Origin of the sequence: Parathalassolituus penaei, from assembly GCF_026626885.1 — a bacterium.
GTDB classification, from domain to species: domain Bacteria; phylum Pseudomonadota; class Gammaproteobacteria; order Pseudomonadales; family Oceanobacteraceae; genus Oceanobacter; species Oceanobacter penaei.
In genome coordinates this window covers 256,730-282,503 of record NZ_JAPNOA010000029.1, presented here as the reverse complement: position 1 = coordinate 282,503, position 25,774 = coordinate 256,730, and the positions used below count along the sequence as shown (strand labels likewise).

The 25,774-nt window shown below is 55.3% G+C and carries 25 protein-coding genes; 14 read left to right on the top strand and 11 right to left on the bottom strand.

The features are described from left to right. Positions 1-24 precede the first annotated feature (24 nt). The 9 genes from OUO13_RS12670 to OUO13_RS12630 all read right to left on the bottom strand — a co-directional run bounded on the left by OUO13_RS12670 (position 25) and on the right by OUO13_RS12630 (position 9,070). Complete coding sequence (locus OUO13_RS12670) at positions 25-330, bottom strand: STAS domain-containing protein (RefSeq protein ID WP_283174254.1); 306 nt, start codon at positions 328-330, stop codon at positions 25-27. Positions 331-529: 199 nt separating this feature from the next. After that, complete coding sequence (locus OUO13_RS12665; protein ID WP_283174253.1) at positions 530-1,573, bottom strand: protein-glutamate methylesterase/protein-glutamine glutaminase; 1,044 nt, start codon at positions 1,571-1,573, stop codon at positions 530-532. Between the two features lie 27 nt (positions 1,574-1,600). Beyond that, positions 1,601-2,248 (bottom strand): chemoreceptor glutamine deamidase CheD, encoded by a 648-nt coding sequence (gene cheD, locus OUO13_RS12660; protein WP_283174252.1) that lies wholly within the window; start codon positions 2,246-2,248, stop codon positions 1,601-1,603. Next, positions 2,248-3,108, bottom strand: a complete 861-nt coding sequence (locus OUO13_RS12655) for a CheR family methyltransferase (RefSeq protein WP_283174251.1) — start codon at positions 3,106-3,108, stop codon at positions 2,248-2,250. Before OUO13_RS12655 ends, cheD begins: the two co-directional genes overlap by 1 nt. Before the next feature lie 3 nt (positions 3,109-3,111). Continuing rightward, a complete protein-coding gene (locus tag OUO13_RS12650) occupies positions 3,112-5,547 on the bottom strand; it encodes a methyl-accepting chemotaxis protein (RefSeq protein ID WP_283174250.1) in 2,436 nt (811 codons plus the stop codon). A gap of 100 nt (positions 5,548-5,647) precedes the next feature. Next, positions 5,648-6,145, bottom strand: a complete 498-nt coding sequence (locus OUO13_RS12645) for a chemotaxis protein CheW (protein ID WP_283174249.1) — start codon at positions 6,143-6,145, stop codon at positions 5,648-5,650. Between the two features lie 8 nt (positions 6,146-6,153). Next, positions 6,154-8,319 (bottom strand): chemotaxis protein CheA, encoded by a 2,166-nt coding sequence (locus OUO13_RS12640; protein WP_283174248.1) that lies wholly within the window; start codon positions 8,317-8,319, stop codon positions 6,154-6,156. A 4-nt stretch (positions 8,320-8,323) separates the two neighbouring features. Then, complete coding sequence (locus OUO13_RS12635; RefSeq protein ID WP_283174247.1) at positions 8,324-8,686, bottom strand: response regulator; 363 nt, start codon at positions 8,684-8,686, stop codon at positions 8,324-8,326. A gap of 93 nt (positions 8,687-8,779) precedes the next feature. Then, a complete protein-coding gene (locus OUO13_RS12630) occupies positions 8,780-9,070 on the bottom strand; it encodes an STAS domain-containing protein (RefSeq protein WP_283174246.1) in 291 nt (96 codons plus the stop codon). 302 nt (positions 9,071-9,372) lie between these two features. Between OUO13_RS12630 and fliE the strand changes: the two genes are divergently transcribed. The 14 genes from fliE to flhB all read left to right on the top strand — a co-directional run bounded on the left by fliE (position 9,373) and on the right by flhB (position 21,997). Continuing rightward, complete coding sequence (fliE, locus tag OUO13_RS12625; RefSeq protein WP_283174245.1) at positions 9,373-9,855, top strand: flagellar hook-basal body complex protein FliE; 483 nt, start codon at positions 9,373-9,375, stop codon at positions 9,853-9,855. 132 nt (positions 9,856-9,987) lie between these two features. Then, the gene (fliF, locus tag OUO13_RS12620; RefSeq protein WP_283174244.1) at positions 9,988-11,682 is read left to right on the top strand and encodes a flagellar basal-body MS-ring/collar protein FliF; all 1,695 of its coding nucleotides are present in this window, start codon (positions 9,988-9,990) and stop codon (positions 11,680-11,682) included. Next, positions 11,675-12,685: a flagellar motor switch protein FliG gene (gene fliG, locus OUO13_RS12615; protein ID WP_283174243.1), complete on the top strand. Its 1,011-nt coding sequence runs from the start codon at positions 11,675-11,677 to the stop codon at positions 12,683-12,685. Before fliF ends, fliG begins: the two co-directional genes overlap by 8 nt. A 24-nt stretch (positions 12,686-12,709) precedes the next feature. Further along, complete coding sequence (locus OUO13_RS12610; RefSeq protein WP_283174242.1) at positions 12,710-14,020, top strand: FliH/SctL family protein; 1,311 nt, start codon at positions 12,710-12,712, stop codon at positions 14,018-14,020. Next, positions 14,010-15,341 (top strand): flagellar protein export ATPase FliI, encoded by a 1,332-nt coding sequence (fliI, locus tag OUO13_RS12605; protein WP_283174241.1) that lies wholly within the window; start codon positions 14,010-14,012, stop codon positions 15,339-15,341. The genes OUO13_RS12610 and fliI overlap by 11 nt, the downstream gene beginning before the upstream one ends. Before the next feature lie 20 nt (positions 15,342-15,361). Beyond that, positions 15,362-15,841, top strand: coding sequence for a flagellar export protein FliJ (gene fliJ / locus OUO13_RS12600; protein WP_283174240.1), 480 nt, complete (start codon positions 15,362-15,364; stop codon positions 15,839-15,841). 226 nt (positions 15,842-16,067) lie between these two features. Beyond that, a complete protein-coding gene (locus tag OUO13_RS12595; RefSeq protein WP_283174239.1) occupies positions 16,068-16,622 on the top strand; it encodes a flagellar basal body-associated FliL family protein in 555 nt (184 codons plus the stop codon). A gap of 12 nt (positions 16,623-16,634) precedes the next feature. Continuing rightward, positions 16,635-17,645 carry a flagellar motor switch protein FliM gene (gene fliM / locus OUO13_RS12590; RefSeq protein ID WP_283174238.1) on the top strand — a complete coding sequence of 337 codons (1,011 nt, stop codon included), beginning with the start codon at positions 16,635-16,637 and terminating at the stop codon, positions 17,643-17,645. Further along, positions 17,642-18,097, top strand: coding sequence for a flagellar motor switch protein FliN (gene fliN / locus OUO13_RS12585; protein WP_283174237.1), 456 nt, complete (start codon positions 17,642-17,644; stop codon positions 18,095-18,097). The genes fliM and fliN overlap by 4 nt, the downstream gene beginning before the upstream one ends. After that, a complete protein-coding gene (gene fliO / locus OUO13_RS12580; RefSeq protein WP_283174236.1) occupies positions 18,072-18,614 on the top strand; it encodes a flagellar biosynthetic protein FliO in 543 nt (180 codons plus the stop codon). The genes fliN and fliO overlap by 26 nt, the downstream gene beginning before the upstream one ends. 112 nt (positions 18,615-18,726) lie before the next feature. Beyond that, positions 18,727-19,458 carry a flagellar type III secretion system pore protein FliP gene (fliP, locus tag OUO13_RS12575; RefSeq protein ID WP_283174302.1) on the top strand — a complete coding sequence of 244 codons (732 nt, stop codon included), beginning with the start codon at positions 18,727-18,729 and terminating at the stop codon, positions 19,456-19,458. 318 nt (positions 19,459-19,776) lie between these two features. Next, on the top strand, positions 19,777-20,046 hold the full coding sequence (gene fliQ, locus OUO13_RS12570; protein ID WP_283174235.1) for a flagellar biosynthesis protein FliQ: 270 nt from the start codon (positions 19,777-19,779) through the stop codon (positions 20,044-20,046). A 4-nt stretch (positions 20,047-20,050) separates the two neighbouring features. Then, a complete protein-coding gene (fliR, locus tag OUO13_RS12565; protein WP_283174234.1) occupies positions 20,051-20,824 on the top strand; it encodes a flagellar biosynthetic protein FliR in 774 nt (257 codons plus the stop codon). Positions 20,825-20,842: 18 nt separating this feature from the next. Continuing rightward, a complete protein-coding gene (gene flhB / locus OUO13_RS12560; protein ID WP_283174233.1) occupies positions 20,843-21,997 on the top strand; it encodes a flagellar biosynthesis protein FlhB in 1,155 nt (384 codons plus the stop codon). Between the two features lie 25 nt (positions 21,998-22,022). On the opposite strand, the gene mdoH is transcribed toward flhB, so the two are convergent. Further along, positions 22,023-23,993 (bottom strand): glucans biosynthesis glucosyltransferase MdoH, encoded by a 1,971-nt coding sequence (gene mdoH, locus OUO13_RS12555; RefSeq protein WP_283174232.1) that lies wholly within the window; start codon positions 23,991-23,993, stop codon positions 22,023-22,025. A 34-nt stretch (positions 23,994-24,027) separates the two neighbouring features. After that, positions 24,028-25,737: an OpgD/OpgG family glucan biosynthesis protein gene (locus tag OUO13_RS12550; RefSeq protein WP_283174231.1), complete on the bottom strand. Its 1,710-nt coding sequence runs from the start codon at positions 25,735-25,737 to the stop codon at positions 24,028-24,030. Between the last annotated feature and the right edge of the window lie 37 nt (positions 25,738-25,774).

The window sequence follows — 25,774 nt, the reverse complement described above, 5'->3', positions numbered from 1 at the left end:
CCCTGACACGTTTGTCTGACAAGATCAGTAGATCCTGAACAGCTGCTCAAAGTTGGATATTTTCAGGATTTTTTTCACATCGGCATTGCAGTTGATGACACTGATTTGGGCACTATCACCACCTGCATGATCACGCAGCAGTAATAACATCCCCAGTGCCGAACTATCGAGGTACGAGGTATCCCGCAGGTCAATGATGTAGGAACTGGCGTCAGGTGCCAGGTTCTCGTAAGCGTCACGGAAGGCCTGATGAGCACTGAAATCAAAGCGTCCTGAAACCCGGATAGTCAGTTCACGACCATCGCTGGACAGGTTGGTGTCGACCGACATAGTTCACCTCTGAAAATCTGTTAGTCGTATGTTTCCCCGGTTCTTATATGTCTAGCACAAATATCCTGACTTGCACGGCAGATGGCAGCGCTGCAGATAGATGTATTAACGGAAACGGGGGGTTAGCCGTCATACCGGGATGGCTTTTGTGAGCGTAGGCGCTACTGCTGTGTGCCTGTCAGTATTCGGTGGAAGCTACTCAGGCCGTGCGCGCCAGCTCCAGCAGCGCATGGCCGATATTCTGGAGTGGCAACACCTGGTCCACGGCGCCATATTCCGTCGCCATTTTCGGCATTCCCCAGACTACGGATGTATGTTCATCCTGAGCAATAGTAAGGGTTCCACCGTTATGCAGTCGTTTCATCGCAGCGGCACCGTCGGCGCCCATGCCGGTTAACATCACCGCTACCAGTGTGTTGGCGGGGCGTACGGAGGTGATGGCATCAAACATCACTTCTACCGAAGGGCGATGGCGGTTTACCGGAGCGGCGGCATTCAGTACACAGAACACCCGATCGCCTTCTTTACGGAAGGTCAGGTGGTGATCGCCCTGGGCGATAATCACACGCCCCGGACGCACTTCCAGACCGTTACAGGCTTCGACTACCTCCGGCTCAACGGTGCGGTCGAGACGCTGGGCAAACGAGGCACTGAACACCGCTGGAATATGCTGGGTAATCAGAATGGGGGGGCAGTTGGCAGGAAGATCCTGCAGCACTTCCTTGATGGCTTCGGTGCCACCGGTAGAGGAGCCAATTACCACCCAGCGTTTGTAATTGCCATCACTGGCCATGGGTTTCTGGCGGAAGCGCACCTGATGCTGGTCGGTGAGGGCCCGCACCCTGGCGTTGGCTGCCATGCGTACCTTGTCGACCAGATTACGGGCAAAGGTTTTCAGCTGGGCTTCGTCTTCAGCCTGGGGTTTGGCGATGTAATCCACCGCGCCAATTTCCAGTGCTTCCAGCGTTACCGGTGCACCGGCTTCGGTGAGGGTCGATACCATTACCACGGGCATTGGCCGCAGTCGCATCAGGTTGCTGAGGAACTGGATGCCGTTCATCCTGGGCATTTCGACGTCGAGGGTCAGGACGTCCGGGTTCAGTTGTTTGATCTTGTCACGGGCAATCAGCGGGTCATTCGCGGTGCCAACCACTTCGATATCCGGGCATTCCGCCAGAACAACGGTCAGCATCTTGCGCACCAGTGCCGAATCATCGATGACCAGTACACGAATTTTGTTCATCACAAGGCTCCTGTCAGCACACGGATGTCAGAACAGATCCACACCACCGCTCTGTACGAGGGCAGTGGTTTCCACTTGCTTGCGGTAGGAGTTTTCGCGTTTGAGCAGGGTATCGTTTTTCATGTCCTTGATGCGGCGTACCTTGACGGCACCGGTATCAGGGAAATACAGCACTTTGCGAGCATAGACATCACCGACATCAGACGCAGCGACTTTCAGTCCTTCACTGGCCAGGTAGTTGTAGGCAAACAGGATGTTGCGCTGGCCGATATCGGTCATGGAGGCAATCATCTGGCCGCCACCAAACAGCTTGACCTCAAGGTTCTCGCGACGGCCACCACGCTTGAGAATTTCGTTGATCAGAAATTCCATCGCCCAGTTACCATAACGTGATGCAGTGGTACCGGGGTTGCCACCCCAGACGTCCGACGAGTATTCGTTCTGTTCGGGCAACATGAAGTGGTTCATGCCACCAATGCCGCGCACCTTGTCGCGAATACAGGCGGCAATACAGGAGCCCAGCACAGTGACGATCATTTCGCCCTGGGTCGATACGTAAAACTCACCCGGCAGGATCTTGGCAGCCCATACCTGGTGAACGTCATCCCAGTAGCGGTTTACGTGTTCAAAGCCGGAACTGACCGACGGTTGAACGGGGCGGCTGTCTATTCTCATCAACGGATCTTCCGGTAAATGGTCTGCCCCAGGTTCTGAAAGCGATCGCATACCCCGGCGAGGTTTTCCGAATGGCCAATAAACAGATGACCTTCCGGTGGCAACATGTCGGCATAACGATCAAACAGAACCCGCTGGGTGTCCTTGTTGAAATAAATCACCACGTTGCGGCAAAAAATCAGATCGAACGGACCTTTCATTGGCCAGGGTTCAAGCAGGTTCAGTCTTTTGAACGACACCAGGGATTTCACCTCCGGAATCAGGGTGATCTTGCGACCATCCGGACTGATCCGGAAATACTTGTGCCGCAGTTCGTCCTCCACCGGGTCCAGGTGGTCGATGGGATAGACGGCATTACGACCGGTTTCCAGGACACTGGAGTCGAGATCTGTAGCCAGAATGCGTACATCCCAGTCTTTTGGAAATTTGGCTCGCAACACACAAATAGCAATACTGTAGGCTTCCTGGCCAATCGAACTGCCCGCCGACCAGATCCGGATGCGGCGGCTGTTGGCGTTGGTGCGTTTCAGTTTTGGCAGCAGTTCCTCTTCCAGGAACTTGAAGTGGTGCGGTTCCCGGAAGAAAGAGGTGAGGTTGGTGGTAATAGCATTGATGAAATTTTCCATCTCGCTGTCGGGGTTGGCTTCCAGGTACGCGAGGTAATCCCGAAAGTTTCCCAGACCGGTTGCCCGCAGGCGGCGGGCAATCCGGCTGTACACCATGCTGCGTTTGTGCTCGCCGAGCACGATGCCGGTATAGCGACTGGCTTTCGCCGCAATCGCTGCAAAGTCGGCATCGGTCATCTGGAATTCCGTTGCCATGGCGGCGGGGCTGACGGAACGCACTGGTGCTACTGCCATAAATCAGAACTCCGCCCAGTCGTCGTCGTCACCACCACTCACCGAGTAGCCATTAGTACCGTTCACTCTGCCCGCTGGTGCGGTGGCTGCTTTTGGCGCGGCACGATGGGCTGATGGCGCTGACGTGGTACGCATTGGCTGATGGCCGTCGATGGTGAAGAACTCCATCATTTCCATCATTGAGCGGGCCTGTTCGGCCATGGCTTCACCGGCTGCCGAAGCTTCTTCTACCAGTGCAGCGTTCTGCTGGGTCATCTCGTCCATCTGTGCCACGGCCGCGTTCACCTGCTCGATACCGGCAGACTGCTCACGGGCAGCGGTACTGATTTCACGGATCATCTCGGATACACGGTCAACAGCATCAATGATTTCGTTGAGAGTGCGGCCGGATTCGTTCACCAGAGACGTACCGGCGTCTACCTTGTCGACGCTGTCGCGGATCAGATCCTTGATCTCACGGGCGGCACCGGCAGAGCGTTGCGCCAGGTTACGTACTTCACCGGCTACTACCGCGAAGCCTCGACCCTGTTCACCGGCTCGCGCCGCTTCTACCGCGGCGTTGAGGGCCAGCAGGTTGGTCTGGAAGGCGATTTCGTCGATCACACTGATAATGTCAGCGATCTTCTTGCTGGCACTGTTGATTTCTTCCATCGCGGTAACGGCCTTGCTGACCACGCGGCCACCGGTCTGGGCTTTCTGCTTGGCAGCGGAAGCCAGTTCGTTGGCATGCATGGAGTTGTCACCGGTCTGTTTCACCGCACTGGTCATTTCTTCCATGCTGGATGCGGTTTCTTCGAGACTGGACGCCTGCGATTCAGTACGGCGGCTGAGGTCGGCGTTACCCTGAGCGATTTCGCTGGCACCGGTGGAAACGGTGGACGCAGCTTCGCGGATGCGGGTAATGATGTCGGTCAGGCGTTCAACGGTGGCGTTGGCGTCCTGTTTAAGCTTGTTGAAGGAACCCTGGTACTCATCGTCAATGCGACGGGTGAGGTTGCCGTGGGCGAGGGCATCAAACACCCGGATGGTGTCACTCACCACGCTGTCGGAAATGGTCAGCAGGCGGTTGAGACCTTCAGCCAGTTTTAGCTGGAATCCACTCTTTCCATGAACGTCTATTCGACGTGACAAATCTCCACGTACGGCAGCGTCCACAATTGAGTCAATTTCTTTTTCGGTCGAGACTTCATCGGTACGGTCTAGCCATTCCACGACGGTTCCTAACCGTTTGCCATCAGAGTCCAGCCATGGAGATGCTGTCAGATTGATAACAACGTCATTTAGTGTCAAAACCGTTTTCAGAGGCTTACTCAAACTCTGGATGATATTTTTCTGATGTGATGGATTCTTGTGAAAAATATCGACCTGAGTGCCTATCAGTTTGTTTGTGTTGAAAGAAGGAATCGAACTTCGAATATCCTTTTCCCGATCACTCAGCATCTCAACCAGGCAGTCGTTCATGTACACAATGTTCATGTCGTTGTCGGCCAGCATCACGTTGGCCTGACACAGCTTCAGGGCGTTGGCGATGTGCGAGTTTTTCTCGTTGATTTTGGCCTGTTCTTTCTGGGCGGTGATGTCAGTGGCGTATTTCACGACCTTGTAGGGCTTGCCATCGGCCCCCTGGATTGGGTTATACGAAGCCTGGATCCAGATTTCACGACCGCCTTTGGCTATCCGAGGATATTCCGCTTGCTGGAAACGACCCGAATTCAGATCGGCCCAGAACTGGCGATAGGCTGGGCTGTTGACGTAGGCCTGATCCACAAACATGCTGTGGTGTCTGCCTTTGATTTCATCCAGCTTGTAGCCCATCGCCCCCAGGAAGTTATCGTTGGCGGTGATGATGGTGCCATCCATCAGGAACTCGATACAGGCCTGGCTTTTGTCGAGGGCGTTTACCTTGGCTTCCAGGTCACGTGCCACGCGATTGTATTCTTCCATGGCGTTTTTCTGAGCAGTCACGTCGGTTGCGTATTTCACGACCTTGTAAGGTCGGCCATTGGCATCAAACATGGGGTTGTAGGACGCCTGAATCCAGACTTCCTTGCCGCCTTTGGCAATCCGCTTGTACTCCGCCTGTTGGAAGCGGCCTGCGCCCAGATCTGCCCAGAACTGGCGGTATTCTGCGCTATTGACGTAGGCCTGATCCACAAACATGCTGTGATGCTTGCCTTTGATTTCATCCAGACGATAACCCAATACAGACAGAAAGTTGTCGTTGGCTGTAATAATGGTGCCATCCATCTGGAATTCTATGGTCGCCTGGCTTTTGTCGAGGGCCGCCAGCAGTGAGGACATCTCTCGAATTTTTTCCTGTTGCTCGCGCAGGGTGTCCTGTTGGTCCTGCATCTGCTTCTGTTGGGCTTGCAGCTGGTTCTGCTGTTCCAGCAGTTGCTGTTGATTCTGTTCACCGAACAGATTTTTCAGAAAACTCATAATTACCTTCCTGTCAGCATCTCATGCCAATTCTCACGGAGCGGTACGCCTCGGGCGGCTCCGGCCTGAAGTAGCGACTTACGGTCGCTATGGATATGAATCAGTTGTCCGATAATCGTCCCGGAATAGACAGCAGCGAGGCTACGTCCAGCAGGATCACCATCTTGTCGTTGACGTTGACCAGCCCTTTGATGAATACCGAGTTGTTGTCTTCACTCAGCTCCGGTGCCCGGCGCGTGGTGCCTTCGGCAATGGTGTAAACGTCCGAAACGGCATCCACCACAATCCCCATGACCCGCTCACCGTGCTGGCCATCGACCTTGAGAATGATCACCACGGTTACCGGGCTGTACTCGACGCGGTCCAGGCCGAATCGTGCACGCAGGTCCATGATGGGCACGATCGTGCCACGCAGGTTGATTACCCCTTTGATGTAGTCGGGGGCATTGGGAATAACGGTGGACTGTTCCCACCCCCGGATTTCCTGAACAGCGAGGATATCGACTCCATACTCCTCACCGGCCATGATGAAGGTCAGGTATTGCTGTTCATCCTGAGCGGCCCTTTCCATCGAGATTGAATCTGCTACTGCTGTCATAGGTTCACCTACGCTGCCTGTTCTTTGCCGGGCTGTGCTCCCCGGTGTTCGATTTTTTTACCAATACCGGAGATGTCGATAATCAGGGCTACGGTGCCGTCGCCCAGAATGGTGGCTCCGGACACGCCGGAGACTTTCTGGTAGTTGGCTTCCAGGCTCTTGATCACCACTTGCTGCTGCCCCAGCAGGTCATCTACCACAATGCCGATCTTCTCGTTGTCGCCTTCCACCACTACCAGCATGGCGTCGTCGACACTTTCATTGCGGTGACGCAGATGGAAAATCTGGTCGAGGCGAACAATCGGGATGTACTCCTCACGCAACTTCATGACCGGCTGGCTGCCGGTGATGTTGTTGAGGGTCTGCTTCTGCAGCTGGATGGATTCGACAATCGATACCAGCGGGAAGATGTAGGTCTGATCCCGTACCCGCACCAGCTGGCCATCGAGAATGGCGAGGGTGAGGGGCAGGCGAATCACGAAGGTTGAACCGGTGCCACGGTTGGATTTCACCTCGATGGTGCCGTTGAGCTCACTGATATTTCGGCGGACCACGTCCATACCGACGCCACGTCCGGAAATATCACTGACCACATCGGCGGTGGAGAAACCTGGCAGGAAAATCAGCTGGTGGATTTCTTCCGAGCTGAGTTCCTGATGCTGGGCTACCAGACCACGATCGCGAGCTTTTTGCAGAATCTTTTCTTCGTTCAGGCCAGCACCGTCATCGCGTACTTCGATCACGATGTTGCCACCCTGATGAAAGGCGTTAAGGGTGATGGTGCCGGTTTCGTTTTTGCCAGAGGCAATGCGTTTTTCGGTGGTTTCGAGGCCGTGATCGAGGGAATTACGCACCAGGTGCACCAGTGGGTCACCGATTTTTTCCATCACGGTTTTATCCAGCTCGGTGTTTTCACCCTGCATGACCAGATTGACCTTCTTGCCCAGCTGGGCGCCAAGATCGCGTACCAGCCGCGGGAAACGGCTGAAGGCAAAGCTGATCGGCATCATGCGGATTTTCATGACGCTTTCTTGCAACTCACGGGTGTTCTGTTCGAGCTGGCTGAGGCCTTCCTGCAATCGGGCGAGGCGCGACATGTCGAAATCTTGCCCCAGTTGTCCGAGCATCGACTGGGTGATCACCAGTTCGCCCACCATGTTGATGAGGCTGTCGACCTTGTCGATCGAAACACGAATCGAAGACTGATCAGCGCTCTTGGCGGGTTTGGGGGCGGGTGCCTGGGTGGCATCTGCAACCGGAATGCTGGTGATCTGTGCCTGTACCGGAGCCGGAGCTTCAGCGACACTGGCTACCGTTACATTATTTGTGTCGGTCGCGATATTGGCAGCATCGCTGCTGCTTTCACTTTCACTGGAACTGTCACTGGCATTGTTGGCACCGGCGTTGTCGGTACTGGCGTTGTCGGCACTGGCAGCTTCACCCAGACGGCGGTAGGTAATGTCGCACTCATCCACAACCCATTCGAACACCGTTTCGATATCGGCCTTGTTGATGGCACCGGTAACGGTCAGGGTCCAGCTCAGATAACACTGTTCTGGTTGAAGGTTCTCAAACTCTGGAAGCCTGCTGCTGTCGACTTCAATCTGCAGCTGGCTGCCGTCTTCCAGCAAGGATTGCAGTTCACGGAACATCCGGAACGGCTCATTACCGGTTTGCAGCAGGTCGGTAGACGGAATAAAACGTACGACCCAGCCTTCGGGACCAGCATCTGCTGCCGTTTCTGGCGCGGGTGCATCGGCTTCGTTGGCCGGGGAACTGGCCACTTCTCCCTTGAGGATCGCGATGAACTGTTTTTTCAGCTCTTCGGCGCGGCTCATATCCGGTGCTTCGTGGTCTTTGAGACTGGTGAGCATGGCCCGCAGACAGTCGACCGATTGCAGGAACAGGTCGACATGGGACTTCTCCAGCGTCCGTTGTCCTGCACGAATCTCATCGAGCAAGGTTTCCAGCTGATGGGTGAATTCCGAGACTTGCATAAAACCGAAAGTCCCGGCGCCCCCCTTGATGCTGTGGGCTGCCCTGAAGATGGTGTTAACTGTCTCGGCATCGACACTCTCCGGTGACAGTGCGAGAAGTTCGCTCTCCATCACGTCCAGGCCTTCGAAGCTTTCCTCAAAGAAGACCTGGTGAAACTGCGAAAGATCGATGCTCATGGAATCACCCCAATACGCGCTTGATGGTGCTCAGCAGTTGCTCAGGGTTGAACGGCTTGACGATCCAGCCGGTTGCCCCTGCCTGTTTGCCCTGCATCTTCATATCACCGGCGGACTCCGTGGTGAGCATGAGTACCGGCACAAACTTGTAATCACCCAGCTGACGCAGGTTCTTGCAGAGTTCGATACCGTTCATGTTGGGCATGTTGACGTCTGACAGCACCAGGTCGTACCTGGCACGTTTGGCTTCGGCCAGGGCTTCTACGCCATCACTGGCTTCCTTGACCTGATAGCCGGCACCCTTGAGGGTAAACGACACCATCTGGCGCATGGACGCAGAATCGTCGACCGCTAAGATACTTGGCATGTTGTAACTCCCGTTAGTTGCCAAACCTCGGTGAAGTAACACCAGAGGTGCACCGCGATAAAGGTGCAGGATTAAAAATAAAGTGGTTGGGGCTCAGACAGCTCGTTTCGGTAGTCCCAAACGATCCTGCAGTCCAAGAAGGGCACTGGTTTCGTAAATAACTTCACTCGGCTCAGCCCAGCGCAATTGTTGGCTATTGATCTGCAGTCGGATAAACAGCCCGAGAATCAGTTGCAGGCCGGCGGTATCGCAAAATTGCACCTGACCGGCGGCCAGTTCGATATCGGCCGCGTCCCGAATAGCTGTTTCCATTTCGCTGTACAGACTCTCAACCCGTTCAATACTCAGGCGTTCGCCGCACTGGATCGTGACTGTCTGACTCATACCTCTTCCTGTCTGGGTAACCTGTTTACCTAAGCGTAGACGCCGATTGACAAGATGCCGAAAAAAATCCGAATGCCTTCTGGCACAAAAATGGCTGATCTGTCTGGGCTATCGGCAAAGACAAAAAAACGTTGAGTGGCAAACAGAAGACGATTGGTAAAAAACTGGCAAGCAAGTTGCTGTAGGTACTGGTATTGACGCAAAAGACGCGTCTATCCCGAGAAAAACGACAATAAATCGACGTTTGCTCGTCACAGTAACTGAACAGCCCGGTAATAACCGCGAAAGATAGGGAGTGGGATATGGTGGATCGTGTTGATGTGAACTCAGTGCTTATGCAAATGCGTCAAATCAAAACACAGCTGCGGAGCCAGCAAGAGGCCGCGGTAACCATGGCCAAACAGGCTCCTGTAGCACCAGCCAGTGTGGCTCAGCCATCGGCTTTCCGTGCCGAACTGGACAGCCGTATCCGTGAAACCACAGGCGTCAGCAATGTGGCTGGGGTTGATCGTCCTGCTGCTTCCAGTCGTGACGACAATCCGTTTGGCGCGACCAGCACCGGTGCTGATTTCCAGACCATGTTCCGTAATGCCATTGGTTCGGTGAATCAGAACCAGCAGACCGCCAGTGATCTGGCCCAGCGCTTTGAGCAGGGCGACACCAGTGTTGATCTGCCACAAGTAATGATTGCGATGCAGAAATCATCGGTGTCTTTCCAGGCTATGACCCAGGTGCGTAACAAGCTGGTTGAGGCTTACAAAGACATCATGAATATGCCGCTATAACCGGTGCCGGAATTCCGACGGTTCATTGCTCAGTCTGCTGAGTGTTGTGCGAACCACCTGAGAACCTCCTGCGCCCAGGCCCGGTGATTCTTGTTTGTACCGGCGTCTTTAATCTGACAGTGAGATTTGACCATGGCAGATGTACCCGCCCAGACCGCTGATGTTGCTGATTCCGGTGTTGATCGCACCCGGATCGAGCAAGCGGCTGCGTCATCCGGTCATCCGGTATTATTAGGCTTTAACAAGCTGCCGATGGGTCGCCAGGTTGCGACCATTGCCGGTGTTGCTCTGGTGGTTGCTCTCGCCATTGCCATGATGTTGTGGTCGCATGAACCGACCATGAAACCCCTGATTACCCGTCTTCAGGATCACAACGCCCAGGAAATCATCGAGGTGTTGCAGCGTGAAAATATCCTGTTTGAAATCGATCCTGCTACCCAGATTCTGATGGTGCCAGCAGCTGACCTGCATGATGCCCGTCTGAAACTGGCCTCTGCCAGCCTGATTGACGACAAGACCGTTGGCCTCGAAGTGCTCGACAAGGACAGCACCCTGGGTACCAGCCAGTTTATTGAAGATGCCCGCTATCGTCGGGGTCTGGAAGGGGAGCTGGCGCGTACCATTTCCAGCGTCAAATCCGTGCGTAATGCCCGTGTTCATCTGGCGCTGCCAAAACAGTCGGTGTTTGTGCGTGACCAGCGCCGTCCTCGTGCGTCGGTATTTCTGGAGCTGTATCCGGGTCGTGACCTGTCGCGTGACCAGGTTGAGGCGATTGTAAATCTGGTGGCGTCCAGTGTGTCCGAAATGGACCGCGCCGATGTGTCTGTGGTGGATCAGTACGGCAATCTGCTCTCCAAAACCGAAGACAAGAGTGACGAAATTCTGGCGGCCAAACAGCTGGAGTACACCCAAAAGGTCGAAGAAAACGTTATTCAAGCGGTGAACAACATTCTCAAACCGGTGCTGGGCACTGAAAACTACAAAGCTGAAGTATCTGCCGATATCGATTTCACTCGTATGGAGCAGGCGCAGGAGCTGTTTAATCCTGACCTGGTAGCGCTGCGCAGCGAACAACTGATAGATGAAGCCAATGGGGGGGACAAGGCTGGTGGTATTCCTGGCGCGCTGTCGAACCAGCCTCCGGCCGATGCCGGTGCTCCGGAAGATGCCCGTAATGCCGCCGCCGGTGGGGCTGGCAACGGGGTACGTCGTTCCGAAGCGACCCGCAATTATGAAGTGGACCGCACCATCAACATCAAACAGCACCAGACTGGACGTCTGCAGCGCCTGACCGTCGCCGTGGTGGTAAATGACCGGGCGGTGACCAATGCCGACGGCGTGGTGGAATATCAGCCCTGGACCGACAACGACCTGCTGCGGCTGGAAACCCTGGTAAAAGATGCGGTTGGTTTTAATGCCGCCCGTGGTGACAGCGTCAACGTGATCAACTCACCCTTTATGGGCAAGGTGGATGAAGGTCTGGGTGACCCGGATTTCTGGACCCAACCATGGTTCTGGGAAATCATGAAACAGATTCTCGCCGGACTTTTTATCCTGATTCTGATCTTCGGTGTGATCCGGCCTACAGTTAAGAGTCTCGCCCAGAAAGGCGAGGAACAGGATGCTGTGCTGCTGGGTGAACTGGAAGACGCTGAGGCTGGACTCGACGATGACAAGGTCTCTATTGCCGGTATGGATGAGTTCCTGTTGCCGGGCGCTTCCGAAACCTATGAGCGTCAGCTGGATGCCCTTAAGAGTCTGATCGCCGAAGATCCGGCTCGAGTGGCGCAAGTCATGATTCGATGGGTGAACGAAGAAAATGCCTGATAACGATGCTTCCAAACTCAGTCGGGTGGAGCGGGCCGCTATCCTGCTCATGAGCCTCGGTGAAAAAGACGCTGCCGAGATTCTCAAACACATGGGGCCCAAAGAGGTACAGAAGGTCGGTACCGCCATGGCAACCCTGTCGAATATTAACCAGTCTCAAGTTGAAGGCGTTGTCTCGGAATTCCTCGAAGCTGTCAGTGGCCAAACCGGTATGGGATTGGGTTCTGACGAGTACATTCGGAACATGCTGACCCAGGCGCTGGGTGCTGACAAAGCCGGTGCTCTGATCGACCGTATTCTGTTGGGCGGTAACACGTCTGGCCTTGATTCCCTTAAGTGGATGGAGCCACGGCAGGTGGCTGACCTGATTCGTCACGAACATCCGCAGATTCAAGCTATTGTGGTCTCCTATCTTGACCCTGACCAGTCGGCCGAAATCCTCTCGAACTTTGATGACAAGGTGCGCCTCGATATCATCATGCGTGTAGCTTCATTGGAGGCGGTGCAGCCGGCGGCCTTGAAAGAACTCAACGACATTCTTGAGCGTCAGTTTTCCGGCAAGGGTGGATCTCAGACGACCTCAATGGGTGGCGTCAAAGTGGCGGCCAATATTGTCAACCTGGTGGACAGTACCATGGCAGCGGAACTGCTCGAACGCATTACCGAAATTGACGAAGACCTCGGTACCCAGATTCAGGATCTTATGTTCGTATTCGATAACCTTGCTGATGTTGACGACCGCGGTATTCAGGCGCTTATGCGTGAAGTGTCCAGCGACCTGCTGGTGCTGGCACTCAAGGGTGCTGATCCACTGGTACAGGAAAAAATCTTCAAGAACATGTCCAAACGGGCGGCCGAGCTGCTGCGCGACGACCTCGAGAACAAGGGGCCAGTCAAGGTCAGCGAGGTGGAAGGGGCGCAGAAAGAAATCCTCACCATTGCCCGCCGTCTTGCCGATGCTGGTGAAATCGTATTGGGTGGTGGTGGCGAGGCCATGCTGTAACGTTGGTGGAAAGGAGACTGGTGCATGGGGCGTGATCCACGTGATGCCGTGATGAATGACGGCGATGATGCCAAACCCTGGGCGTTGCCGTTCTGGACCGAAGAGCCGGGCTACGCGCTGGAACGCGACAACCTGGCGCTGGTGATGGCACGCCGTGAAGCCCGTGATCGTATGGCGTCGCGGCGCGGCAAGGCACCGGAGCCACCCGTACCGGAAACCGATGAAGTCGAGATTATTCTGCCCACCGCCGAAGAGCTGGAAAATATCCGCCGCGAAGCCTGGAATGCCGGCCTCGAACAGGGGCTGGTGGAAGGGCGGCAGGAAGGCCATAAGGCGGGTTATGACACCGGCTTTGCGGAAGGTCGTAAAGCGGGCCATGACAAGGGATTAAACGAAGGCAAGGGCGAAGGGCTGAAACAGGGGCGCGACGAGGGGCTGGCTAAAGCCCGTCAGGAAATCGACGATGAAGTGCGCGCGTTACAAGCCTTGCAGGCGATTGTGCGCAAATCTCTGCTGGAGCGTGATCTCGAATTACCGGAAGTGCTGGCGACTCTGATCCAGCGCAGTTGTGAGCAGGTACTGGGATACGAATTACAGGACGGTGCCCGCCGGATTCTTGACTACGTTAACGCCACTATCGCCCGGTTGCCGGAGTCTGAACAGAATCAGGTACAGATCTGGGTAAGCCCGGCGGATGCCGCGTGCCTCGATCATCATCTGCTGGAAACCGGACTGGAACTGCATTATCGCGCCGACAGCCAGTTGAGCAGTGGTGAATGCCGAATTCAAAGCCCACACAGCCGCGCCGAATTCAGCCTGTATGACCAGCTGCAGCATGTGATGCAGGAAACCCTGCCATTACTGGAGCAGGCCGCTCCGAATATGGAGCAGGCCGCGGTATCTCTGGAACAGGAGTTGAGCCACGAGCTGGAATGGCAGCATCAGGAGTTGGAGCGTAAAGCCGAAGAAGCCGAACGTCTGGCGGCAGAAGCCCGTTTGCAAGCGGAAGAGGCTGAACGTCTGGCCGCTCAACTGATGGCTGAGTCCGACGCATCGGATCACAACGAACCAGAGTTGGCGCTTGAATCGCAATCTGTGCCCGAAGACCTGGTAGCGGATGAACTGGCGTTTGAACCTGAACCCCAGCCTGAACCAATAACAGCCGCAGAGGCTCAGGACCTCGAAGGTTTTGGCGATCTGGACGACCTGCCAGAGGCCGCACAAGCAGGCTCTGCATCTGCGGTCTCTGCCGCCTTGAAAAACAATCAGGAAAGCGATCTGAAATCCAAGCCATCCAGCGAAGAGAACAGCGAGGAGAATCCTGATGCTGTCTGATTGCTGGCGTCATATCACACCGTCAACCACACCGCCGCCGATTCGCGTCAGTGGTCGGCTGGTGCGTATGGTGGGGCTGACCCTCGAAGCAGTGGGCCTCAACGTCCGGGTTGGTGATCGTTGTCTGGTTGAGCGCAAGCCCGGCACCGATATCGAAGCGGAGGTGGTGGGGTTCGACCAGCAGCGTATTTTCCTGATGCCAATCGAACAGGTCGATGGAGTACAGCCCGGTGCCAGAGTCTGGCCATTACAAGGCAGTGCCGACGTTCCGGTCGGTTATCCATTACTGGGGCGGGTGCTGGACGGAGCAGGACGACCGTTAGATGGCAAAGGTCCGCTGGTGGCCGCTCAGCACGGCAATCTGCAGGGGAGTGTGATTAACCCATTACAGCGTGATCCGATCCGTACTCCCATCGACGTCGGGATTCGTGCCATCAACTGCATGCTGACCGTGGGGCGTGGTCAACGTATCGGTCTGTTTGCCGGCTCCGGGGTCGGCAAAAGTATGCTGCTGGGCATGATGACCCGTTTTACCAACGCCGACATCGTGGTGGTAGGGCTGATTGGTGAACGGGGTCGTGAGGTGAAGGAGTTCATCGACGACATTCTCGGCGAGGAAGGTCTGCGCCGTTCGGTGGTGGTGGCCTCGCCCGCCGATGATTCCCCGCTGATGCGCTTACGCGCGGCCCAGTACTGCACGGCGGTTGCCGAGTATTTCCGTGATCAGGGATTGCAGGTGCTGATGCTGATGGATTCCCTTACCCGTTACGCCCAGGCCCAGCGCGAAATTGCACTGGCGGTGGGGGAGCCTCCGGCGACCAAGGGTTATCCGCCGTCGGTGTTTAACAAGCTGCCCAAGCTGGTTGAACGTACCGGTAATGGCCCGGCCGGAGGTGGTTCGATTACCGCGTTTTACACCGTGCTGAGTGAAGGCGACGATATGCAGGACCCGATTGCCGATGCCAGTCGGGCGATTCTGGATGGCCACATTGTGTTGTCGCGACGTCTGGCTGAAGAAGGTCATTATCCGGCCATTGACGTCGAAGCGTCGGTCAGCCGGGTAATGCCACACATTGTGGATACCGACTGGCTGCAGCGGGCGCAATTGTTAAAACAGCTGGTGGCGCACTATCGCCAGAATCAGGATCTGATTGCGGTGGGGGCTTATCAGAAAGGCGCTGATCCTATGCTCGATTTTGCGATTGAGGCTCTTCCCAGAATCAAGGCTATGCTGCGTCAACGTCTTGACGAAGGTTCGACTCTGGAAGAAAGCCAGCAACAGCTGTACGAGTTGCTGCCGAAAACACCCGCGCGCCAATAATCTGATACGGGGAGACAGCGATGAATGAATTACCCCAACCCCGCCATCCCCGAGGCAAACGCCTGTTACCGGTTTATCGCCAGGCACAACAACAGCAGCAGCAGGCGCTGGCCGACTGGGGGCAATTGCAGCAGAAGTTGCTGGAAGAAGAAGAGCAGCGCCAGCAATTGCTGGAGTATGCCGATGATTATCGACGCCAGATTACCGCCCCTTCGACTGGCCTGATCCAGGCCGCCACCATTCACAATACCCTCGGATTTCTGGCGCAGGTCGAACAGGCCGTGCAAGGCCAGGCCCAGCAAATTAATCTGCTCAAGGCCCGCATTGAGCGTGCGCGTGAGGTCTATCTGACCAAGCGAGGCAAAACCGACGGGTTGCAACGCCTGATCGACAAGCTCGACCGTGAGTGGGAAGAGCAGCAACAAAAAGCCGAACAGCGGCAGGCCGATGAATGGGCCAACCGCGCAGCTTTCCAGCGCCTGCAACAAGGCAACTCCTGAGCGCCGGGCCAATCGCGCCCGAGCGTCTACACTTGGTAAATCCCTTCTGTTCCGTATTTTGCGGTATCGCGCCGATAGGCCATTGGCTGTTGAGGTAGCCAGTGAAGGGTTTGTGTTGACAGTTCAGTCATAAATGTCGGGATTTTGACGTAATGGCGCTGGCACATTGCTTGCTGAACTGTAATTACGACAACCGGGAAAAAGTCCCAAACGTCAGGAGAGTGACATGGCGGCCGATCAGGACCTGAAAATCGAGGAAGGCGCAGAAGCCAAGCCGAAAAGCAAACTCAAGCTGATCATTATTATTGTGGTGGCGTTGTTGGTGCTAGGCGGTGGTGGTGGGGCAGCCTGGTTTTTCTTTATGAAAGAAGAGCCGGCAACCGAAGTGGATCCTGCGGCCGCGGCGGCTGCCGAAGAAGAAAAGAAAAAGGCGGAGCTGGCAGCCGAGCCGCAGATTCCGGCCGAGTACATCATTCTCAAGCCGGAGTTTGTGGTGAGTTTTCAGGTCGGCACTCGTCAGCGTTTCCTGCAGACCAGTATCGAAATCATGAGCCGCAAGAAAACCGTATCGGAAGCCGTAACCCTGCATGAACCCATGATTCGTAATGAAATCATCCGGATCATTGGGGACCAGGATTTTGATCGTTTGCGTACCAACGACGGCCGTATGGCTTTGCAGGATGCCTTGCAAAAACAACTGGGGCTGGTGTTGTCACGTGAGGCCAACCTCCGGCCGGAAGATATCGAAGCCGTGCTGTTTACCAACTTTGTTATGCAGTAAGGAATCACTATCGTGCAGGATTTACTGTCACAAGATGAAATTGATGCCTTGTTACATGGGGTCGACGACGGCGCCATCGAACAGGATGACGCTGTTGGTGGGGATGGTGTAAGAGCTTACGACCTCACCAGTAACGACCGGATCGTTCGGGGGCGGATGCCGACCCTTGAGATGATCAATGAACGTTTTGCTCGTTACACCCGTATCAGCATGTTCAACTTTCTGCGCCGCAGCGCCGACGTATCGTCGGGTGGTGTGCAGATCATGAAATTTGGTGAATACGTCCATACCCTGTACGTACCCACCAGTCTTAACCTTGTCAAAATGCGGCCGTTACGCGGTACTGCGCTGTTTATTCTCGACGCCAAGCTGGTGTTCAAGCTGGTGGACAACTTCTTTGGTGGGGATGGCCGCCACGCCAAGATCGAAGGCCGTGAATTTACGCCGACCGAAATTCGAGTGGTGCAGCTGGTGCTGAATCAGGTGTTCAACGACATGATTGAGGCCTGGTCACCGGTACTGAAAGTTGACTTCGAGTACGTGGGATCGGAAGTAAACCCGGCGATGGCCAACATCGTCAGTCCCAGTGAAGTAGTGGTGATCAGTACCTTCCATATCGAACTCGACGGTGGTGGCGGTGATCTGCATCTGACTCTGCCGTATTCCATGATTGAACCGATTCGCGAAATTCTCGATGCCGGTGTGCAGAGTGACGTGGATGACGTTGACGAGCGCTGGTTGCAGTCGTTGCGCGAAGACATTCTTGAGGCTCAGGTGCCGATGCATGGCACTCTTGTTGAGCGTCGTATGAGTCTGCGAGAGGTCGCAGCGCTGAAAGCGGGTGATGTCATCCCTGTGGACATGCCGGAAGAATTTATTTTGCAGGCTAATGGTGTACCGATTTTCCGCGGCAAGATGGGGATTTCTGGTGAAAACCTGGCGGTCAAGATTATTGACCAGATCAAACCGAAACGACGCAATAACGAGCCGGGAACGGCACTGGTTGAGAGGAAACCATCATGAGCAGTAAAAACGATGATCTGGACCCTCAGGCGCTGGCAGACCAGATCGCTGCCCAGCAGGATGATCAGGCGCTGGCTGACGAGTGGGCAGCGGCCATGGCGGAATCCGGTGATATTCCGGAAGACGAAGTGGAAAAGGTCCAGCTGGAAGAGCTGAAAGACGAGGGCAAGGTTCGTTATCAAAACGGCGATGGCCCGGAACTGGATGTGATTCTGGATATTCCGGTGCGAATCTCCATGGAAGTCGGTTGCACCCAGATTCCTATTCGTAACCTGCTGCAGCTCAACCAGGGCTCGGTAGTCGAACTCGACCGTCTGGCCGGTGAGCCGTTGGACGTGCTGGTAAACGGCACCCTCATTGCCCACGGTGAGGTGGTGATGGTGAACGACAAATTCGGGATCCGCCTGACGGATGTGGTGAGCCAGAGTGAACGTATCCAGCGTCTGCGTTAAACGTCTTTGCGCTGTTGTGCTCGGCGGGTTGGCTCTGGGTTTGACGGCTCCGGTGCTGGCATCCGAGCTACCGGCAGCCGCACCGGGCCCGATGGCGACTACCGGCAAGGTGATGGCGTCACTGGTGCTGATTCTGGTGATGATTGCCGGGTTGGCGTTGCTGGCGCGGCGTTTGCAACACCTCAAATGGTTACAAACCGGGCGTCAGGATGACGTCGCTATTCGCACCGCCGGAGTTTTGAACCTCGGTGTAAAAGAAAAACTGCTGGTGGTTGATGTGGGTGGCAAACGTCTGTTGTTGGGAGTGACCTCACAGCAAATTACCACGCTGGCCGAGTTGCCGCTGGAGAGCAGTGCCGAGCAGGCTTTTGATCAGCAGCAGGCGGAGACATCAACGGTATTTTCATCCGCATCAGAGGCCGAGTCGTCAGTTGCTGGTGCTGGCAAAACGGTGGGGAGCCAGGCCATTACATCGGCATTTGCCGAGGTTCTGAAAAAAACGCTGGCACGGGTCTGATGCCGGGCATCTGAACCGTTCGCCGTTGTACGCCCGTTCGGGCACATTTGGGGGTTGGATTATGGTCTCTGGCGCTATTCGTACGCTGGTGTGGGCAGGTTTTGCCCTGCTGATGACGCCGCTGACGGCTCTGGCCGCCGATAACAGCCAGTCTTTGGCCAGCCTGGGGATTCCGGCCCTGCTGTATAAACCTGCACCGTCTGGCAGTGGCGAATATACCGTCACTATCCAGATTCTGGCGGTGATGACATTGCTGTCGGTGTTGCCATCTTTACTGATCATGATGACGGCGTTTACCCGGATTATCGTGGTAATGGCGATTCTGCGTCAGGCCATCGGTTTGCAGCAGACGCCTTCAAATCAGGTACTGCTGGGGCTGTCGTTGTTTCTGACCCTGTTTGTGATGATGCCGGTCTTCCAGAAGATCAACACGGATGCCATTCAGCCCTATCTTAACGAACAGATGACGTCGGTACAGGCGCTGGAAACCGGAGTCAAACCCCTGCATGAGTTTATGCTGGGGCAAACCCGCGAAAACGATCTCGATCTGTTTATGCGTATCAGCGGCTCCCAGAATATTGCGACGCCTGCGGATACTCCGCTGCATGTTCTGATTCCGGCGTTTATTACCAGTGAGCTGAAAACGGCTTTTCAGATTGGTTTTCTGATTTTTATTCCGTTCCTGATCATCGACCTGGTCGTCGCCAGTATCCTGATGGCGATGGGTATGATGATGTTGTCACCGGTGATCATTTCGTTACCGTTCAAGATCATGCTGTTTGTCCTGATTGATGGCTGGGCGCTGATTATGGGCACGCTCGCCAACTCATTTGGTACGGTTTGAACCACACAGTGGTGATTTGTGGTCTATGGTTAATTTATTGGTGAGCCAGCTGATGAATGTTGTCGTCTGATGTTCCTGGCGGGTTTGCTCCAAGGTTTGTTATCAGTTTTTCTCCCGTGTTTTTCTCCAGTTGTTCTGTTGGTGCTCGATGTTGTTGTCTGAGATGCGGTTATTCGGCGGCCTTGTGCCGCCTTTTTTATTGGCTGCAAAAACCGTTTTCTCGCGTGCTAAACCGGCACGATTCCCGCATTACCTGTAGTAAGCCCGCCGATGGACGACGGATTTCTGTCGTCGGCGGTTTTATGACAGGAGCCGGTTATGACCCCAAATGATATTGGCGATATTTTTACCCATGCCTTGTATCTGGTGCTGCTGATTGTGGTGGCCATGATTGTGCCTGGGCTGGTGATTGGTTTGATCGTCAGTACCTTTCAGGCGGCGACCCAGATTAACGAACAGACACTGAGTTTCCTGCCTCGTCTGGTGGTGACCATGCTGGCCCTGATTGGCCTTGGCCCCTGGGCGGTCAATATGGTGGTGGACTACACCCGCCAGATTTTTATGAATATTCCCTTCCTGATTGGCTGACGCCATGTACGAGGTCGATGCCCTTGAAGTGGGGCACTGGATCAGTCGTTACCTGTTTCCATTCGCCCGGATTGCCGGTTTGCTGATGGTGATGCCACTGCTCGGTACTCGTCTGGTGCCGACCCGTATCCGCCTGATTCTGGCCATTATGATGACCCTGGCTGTGGTGCCGATTCTGCCGCCGTTCCCGGTGGTGGATCCGCTATCGGTGGCGGCCATGGTGATTGTGCTGCAGCAAATTCTGATTGGTGTGGCACTGGGCTTTGTGGTGGAGCTGTTGAACCAGGTGTTTGTGTTGGCGGGTCAGCTGATTGCCATGCAAACCGGCTTGGGTATTGCCACCACCGTTGATCCTTCCCAGGGAGCGTCGGTGGTGGTGATCAGTCAGTGGTTGCTGTTTCTGGTGAGTCTGGTGTTTTTGTCGCTCAATGGTCATCTGGTGCTGATTGGTATCATGATCGACAGCTTTTTCCGTTTGCCGGTGGGCTTTGAAGGACTGGGCCCGGATGCCTTCGCCAGTATTGTGCAATGGGGCAGCTGGATGTTTGCGGCTGCTCTGGTGATTTCGCTGCCGGCGTTAACCGCGCTGCTGGTGGTGAACCTGGCGTTTGGGGTGATGACTAGGGCGGCACCACAGCTGAATATTTTCTCGCTGGGCTTTCCGGTAACCATGATTGTGGGCCTCTTTATTCTCTGGCTGACGTTGAGTGAAATGGCGTCGGGCTTTCAGGGATTAATGGAGGAAGTGTTCACCTTTACCCGCAAGCTCACCGGGTAAGGCTGGAGGGCAACCGCCATGGCTGAAGAAGACAGCGGGCAGGAGAAGACCGAAGAACCCACGTCGCGAAGGCTTGAAAAAGCCCGTGAAGAAGGTCAGGTCCCCCGATCAAAAGAACTGAATACCACCGCGGTACTGGCATTAGGAGCGGCCGGGTTGTACGCGCTTGGGCCGTTTATGAGTGAGCGTATTGTCGATGTTGGCAAATACGGTTTTGAATTTGACCGTGAGACGGCGTTTGATCCGCGTCTGATGGCGATTCATCTGCTGACCTCTGTGCAGGAGGCTGGTATTGGTCTTGCGCCCTGGTTGGCCCTGATGCTGGTTGCGGCGTTGATCGGCCCGATTGGAGTGGGGGGCTGGTTGTTTTCGACCAAGGCAATTGAGCCCAAGTTAAGCCGGATGGACCCGCTGGCTGGTCTTAAGCGGATGTTTTCGGCCAACTCGGTGGTTGAGCTGGTGAAGTCGTGGGCCAAGGTGCTGGTGGTGGGGTTCAGTTCCTGGTTGGTGTTGGTCTATTTCTTTCCGGGGGCACTCAGTCTGTTGCGCATGCCGGTAGAAGGCGCCATGCGTGGCGCGGTTGATATTCTGATTATGGCGTTTCTGCTGATTTGCCTGTCGACCGCGCTGATTGCGATGGTGGATGTGCCCTGGCAAATCCACAGTCATATGAAAAAGCTGCGCATGAGCATGCAGGATATCAAGGACGAATATAAGGAAACTGAGGGCAAACCTGAGGTAAAAGGCCGGATTCGCCAGTTGCAGCGGGAAGCCGCACAACGTCGCATGATGGCCGATGTGCCAACGGCGGATGTGGTGATTACCAACCCGACGCACTTCTCTGTGGCACTCAAATACCAGTCGGAAAGCATGCGAGCACCGGTGGTGGTCGCCAAAGGTGCTGATGAGGTGGCGTTCCGGATTCGGGAAATGGCCAAGGAGCACAACGTTCCACGTATGCAGGCACCACCGTTGGCGCGGGCGTTATACACACATGCCAAGGTCGGCGACGAAATTCCGGAGGGCTTGTATGTGGCGGTCGCTCAAGTGCTGGCGTACATCTACCAGATGGATATGTTCGCCAAAGGCAAGGGGCCAAGACCGGCGCGCAAACCGGATATGCCGATTCCGCGCGATTTGCGGGTCGATCCGGAACCCGACAAGCCAGTCTGACTGGCTTGTCGGGTTCCTGCCAGGATTACCGGCGCGCGAACGGCGCGCGGTAATACTGGGTCAGAGGCGGGTGAGGCATGTCACGCCAGTTTTCCGGCGGCAGCGCCGGCGTATCGGCGGGCTGTTCCAGTGGCGGGTATTCTTCTGCCTGCAGTTCACGCAGACGAGTCAGAACATCGGGTTCGTTGGTTTCGTCCGGGCAAACAAAAATACCGTTTTCACGGCAGACTGTACCCAGATCAAGACTGGACGAGTAACGTACAATGGCGGATGACAGCACCATCCCGGTAGTGATTGGCAGCAACCACCAGAAGAAAATCGGTGCATAGGTGTAGGTAACCCAACCCCAGAGCAACGCCAGAATGGTCATGCGGGATGTACGGGCAATGGACTCGCCCCATGGCAGCATACGGCCTTCACGATCCTGAGCATCCCAGTTCACCTTGAAGCCAAGGAATACCGACAACACAAACCAGGCGTGGTAACTCATCATGATTGGTGCAATCAGGATGGCAAACAGGGTTTCGATTATTGAGCCTTTGATAATCGCCCGCGTACCGCCAAACTCCTGACGACGGTGGGTGATGGTCAGAATAATCGCCAGCAGTTTTGGCCCCATCAGCAAGGTGATGGTGAGAATAATCAGGGCCGCGATCTGCGGTGTTTTATCAATCGGCCAGCTTGGGTACAGCTGGTAAATCCCGGTGAAATACACATTGGCGTGGAGGGCACGGATTACCGCGTCGGCCGTACTCAGTACCAGCATCATCAGCCAGATAAACGAGGTGATATAGGCAATGGCACCCATAAAAAAGTGCAGACGGCTGATTGGATGCAGGTCTGGCAGTTTCAGCAGACCCAGGTGCTGGATATTGCCCTGAACCCAACGACGGTCACGCTTGGCGTAGTCAATGATGTTGCACGGTACTTCTTCAAAGCTGCCACCAAGATCGGATAGCAACAGCACACGCCAGCCAGCGCGACGCAGCAGGGCGGCTTCCACAAAGTCGTGGCTGAGAATATCACCACCAAAAGGCGCCTTGCCTTCCAGTGTTGGCAGGCCGCAGTGATCCATAAAAGCACGGACACGGATAATGGCGTTGTGGCCCCAATAGTTGGCGGATTCGGCTTGCCAGAAGGCAATACCGGTGGCAAGCATCGGGCTGTACAGCACCGCAGCAAATTGCACAAAACGGCCGAAGAAGGTGGTTTGACGCACTGGGATCGGCACGGTTTGGACCAGACCCGCACGCGGGTTAGCTTCCATGGTACGTACCAGGGTCAGCAGGGTGTCACCGTTCATAACGCTGTCGGCATCCAGAACAATCATATGCTCGTAGTTGCTACCCCAGCGCTGGCAGAAGTCGGACAGGTTACCCACCTTGCGACCGATATTCTTTTCACGACGACGGTAGAAACATTGCTGACCAATTGGCCCCAGACGATCCTGCAGTTGGGCCCAGGCATTACGCTCGTTCTGGGCGATATACAGGCTGGTGGTGTCACTCAGCAGGTAAAAATCGAAGTGGGCAATTTCGCCAGTGTCTTCAAGGGAACGCAGGGTCGCCTCGAACCCGGCAATCACGCGGGTGATATCTTCGTTATACACCGGCATCACCACGGCGGTGCGGGTGGTGAGCGGTGACTGATTGAGGGTTGGGCTGACTGCAGGTCCCAATGTCAGAGGATCACGTTTGAGCATCTGCAGGATAAAACCGAACAGACCGCTCCAGAATGCCATGGCGATCCAGCAGAAGGTGACTGAAAACAGCACCAGCAGGATGCCCTCCAGGGTGGTCAGACCGTTGGCCGCGAGGATGTCGTACATGGTGTACACACCGGCGGCCGCAGTCAGGACGCTGAGAATAATAAACAGGATCCGTCTGGCTTTTTTGGCAGGCACCCGGATGACATCCGGGCGCATCTGGTCGTGCAGTTCGACCTCGGCCACCGGGTCCTGGGTGGCCTTTTCTGCAGAATACTGGCTATTCATCATTTCAGTTCAGACGGATTAAGAATTCCCGGTTAGCTCAGTTGACGGCGCTTGGATACCAGACGTAACTCCAGATCTCGCTCAGTCGCTGATCCCGAAGTTGCAGGTGCATGCGCATATCACTCAGGTTATTGCCATCGGGTTGCAGTTTGAAGGACGCTCGCCAGGTTTTTCCATCTGGCAAACGCACCACTTTCATTTCAGTAATCTGACCGGAAGACGTCCACAGGTCGGCGTGCACGGGGGCATCTGGCGACAGTTTGTCCAGTTCACCACCACGGAAGTCGACGACAATCCGACGCACACTGTGGGGTGGTGGGTTTTGTTCACCAGGAATGGCGCCCCAACCGATACGGGTGCCAACGACCTTGCCGCCAGTGTTCTCCGGAATGTAGTTATCAACACTGCGCAGTTTATAGCTGAACGACATGGTTTCACCCGCCTTGAATGGCTTGGATGGCACCCAGTAGGAAACAATATTGTCATTGGTTTCGCTGTCGCTTGGAATTTCCACCAGTTCTACTCGACCACTGCCCCAATCACTGGTTGGCATGATCCACATGGATGGGCGGGTTTCGTACAGGGAGTCGAGGTCCATGTAGTGGTTGAAATCACGATCGCGCTGCATCAGACCAAAACCTTTCGGATTGGTGTCGCTGAATGAGGACACATGCAGGCCTTTGTGATTGGTCAGCGGACGCCATACCCACTCCCCGTTGGCGGTTGCCATCAGCAGGCCGTCGGAGTCGTGTACTTCCGGGCGATAGTCATCGACCGGACCGACGTGGTTCTCTCCCCACATGTACATGCTGGTCAGTGGTGCCATACCCAGCTTGCGAATGTCCTGACGGGCATACAGGTGGGCTTCAACGGTCATTTCGGTGGGTGCATCCGGATGCACTTCAAAACGGTAGGCTCCGGTAACGGAGTGGCTGTCGAGCAGAGCGTAGATCACCAGATGAGTGTCATTCGGCCCCGGTTTGACCAGCCAGAATTCACGGAAAATCGGGAACTCTTCACCATTGGGTTCGGCCGTGTCGATTGCCAGACCGCGTGCAGACAAACCGTAGGTCAGACCTGGGCCAACCAGACGGAAATAGGAGGCTCCCTGGAATACCAGAAACTCATCCTTGTAGTGAGCGCTGTTAATCGGGTAATGCACGCGGAAACCGGCAAAACCGGCGTTTTCCGGTACTTCACCAGCAACGGCTGCGGCGTCACCTTCGTAACTGAAAAATTCCTGACGGAACGCCTGTTCGTCGCGCAAGTTGTCTGGATTGGTGTGCAGGACAATTGGCTCGCGATACAGGAAACCCGGGTGGAACATCTGGATTTCAAATAGAGACTGGTCTTTCCACAGGGCGGCGTCCTGGCGGAATCGGATCAGACGATACTGATCGTAATTCATGGCAGACAGCGCCGGGGTGGTATTGGCGTGAATCGGCTCGTACGGTTTGCCTGCCAGACGTTTGGCCTTCCTATCGACCGCTTCAAACAGATTGGCAGCGGTTAATGGCTCTTTGGGTTCCGGTGGTTGCTCGGCCGCTTGGGCTGTGGTAGCGGTTGAAGCCGATTCCTGTTTGGCTTGCGCCTGTGGGGCATTGGATCGGCTTGGTGTGGTTGCTGCGGCTGTGGTGGTCTGGCCGTCAGCCAGGTAAGACAGACTCAGTCCAAATCCGAGCCCAACAGCGGCCAGGACACGGGTGTAGCTGCCTGCTCGAAAGAAGCCAGCCAGACGATTAGGCATACGGGTACTCCGCCAAAACGCTTATTAAAACCAGAAT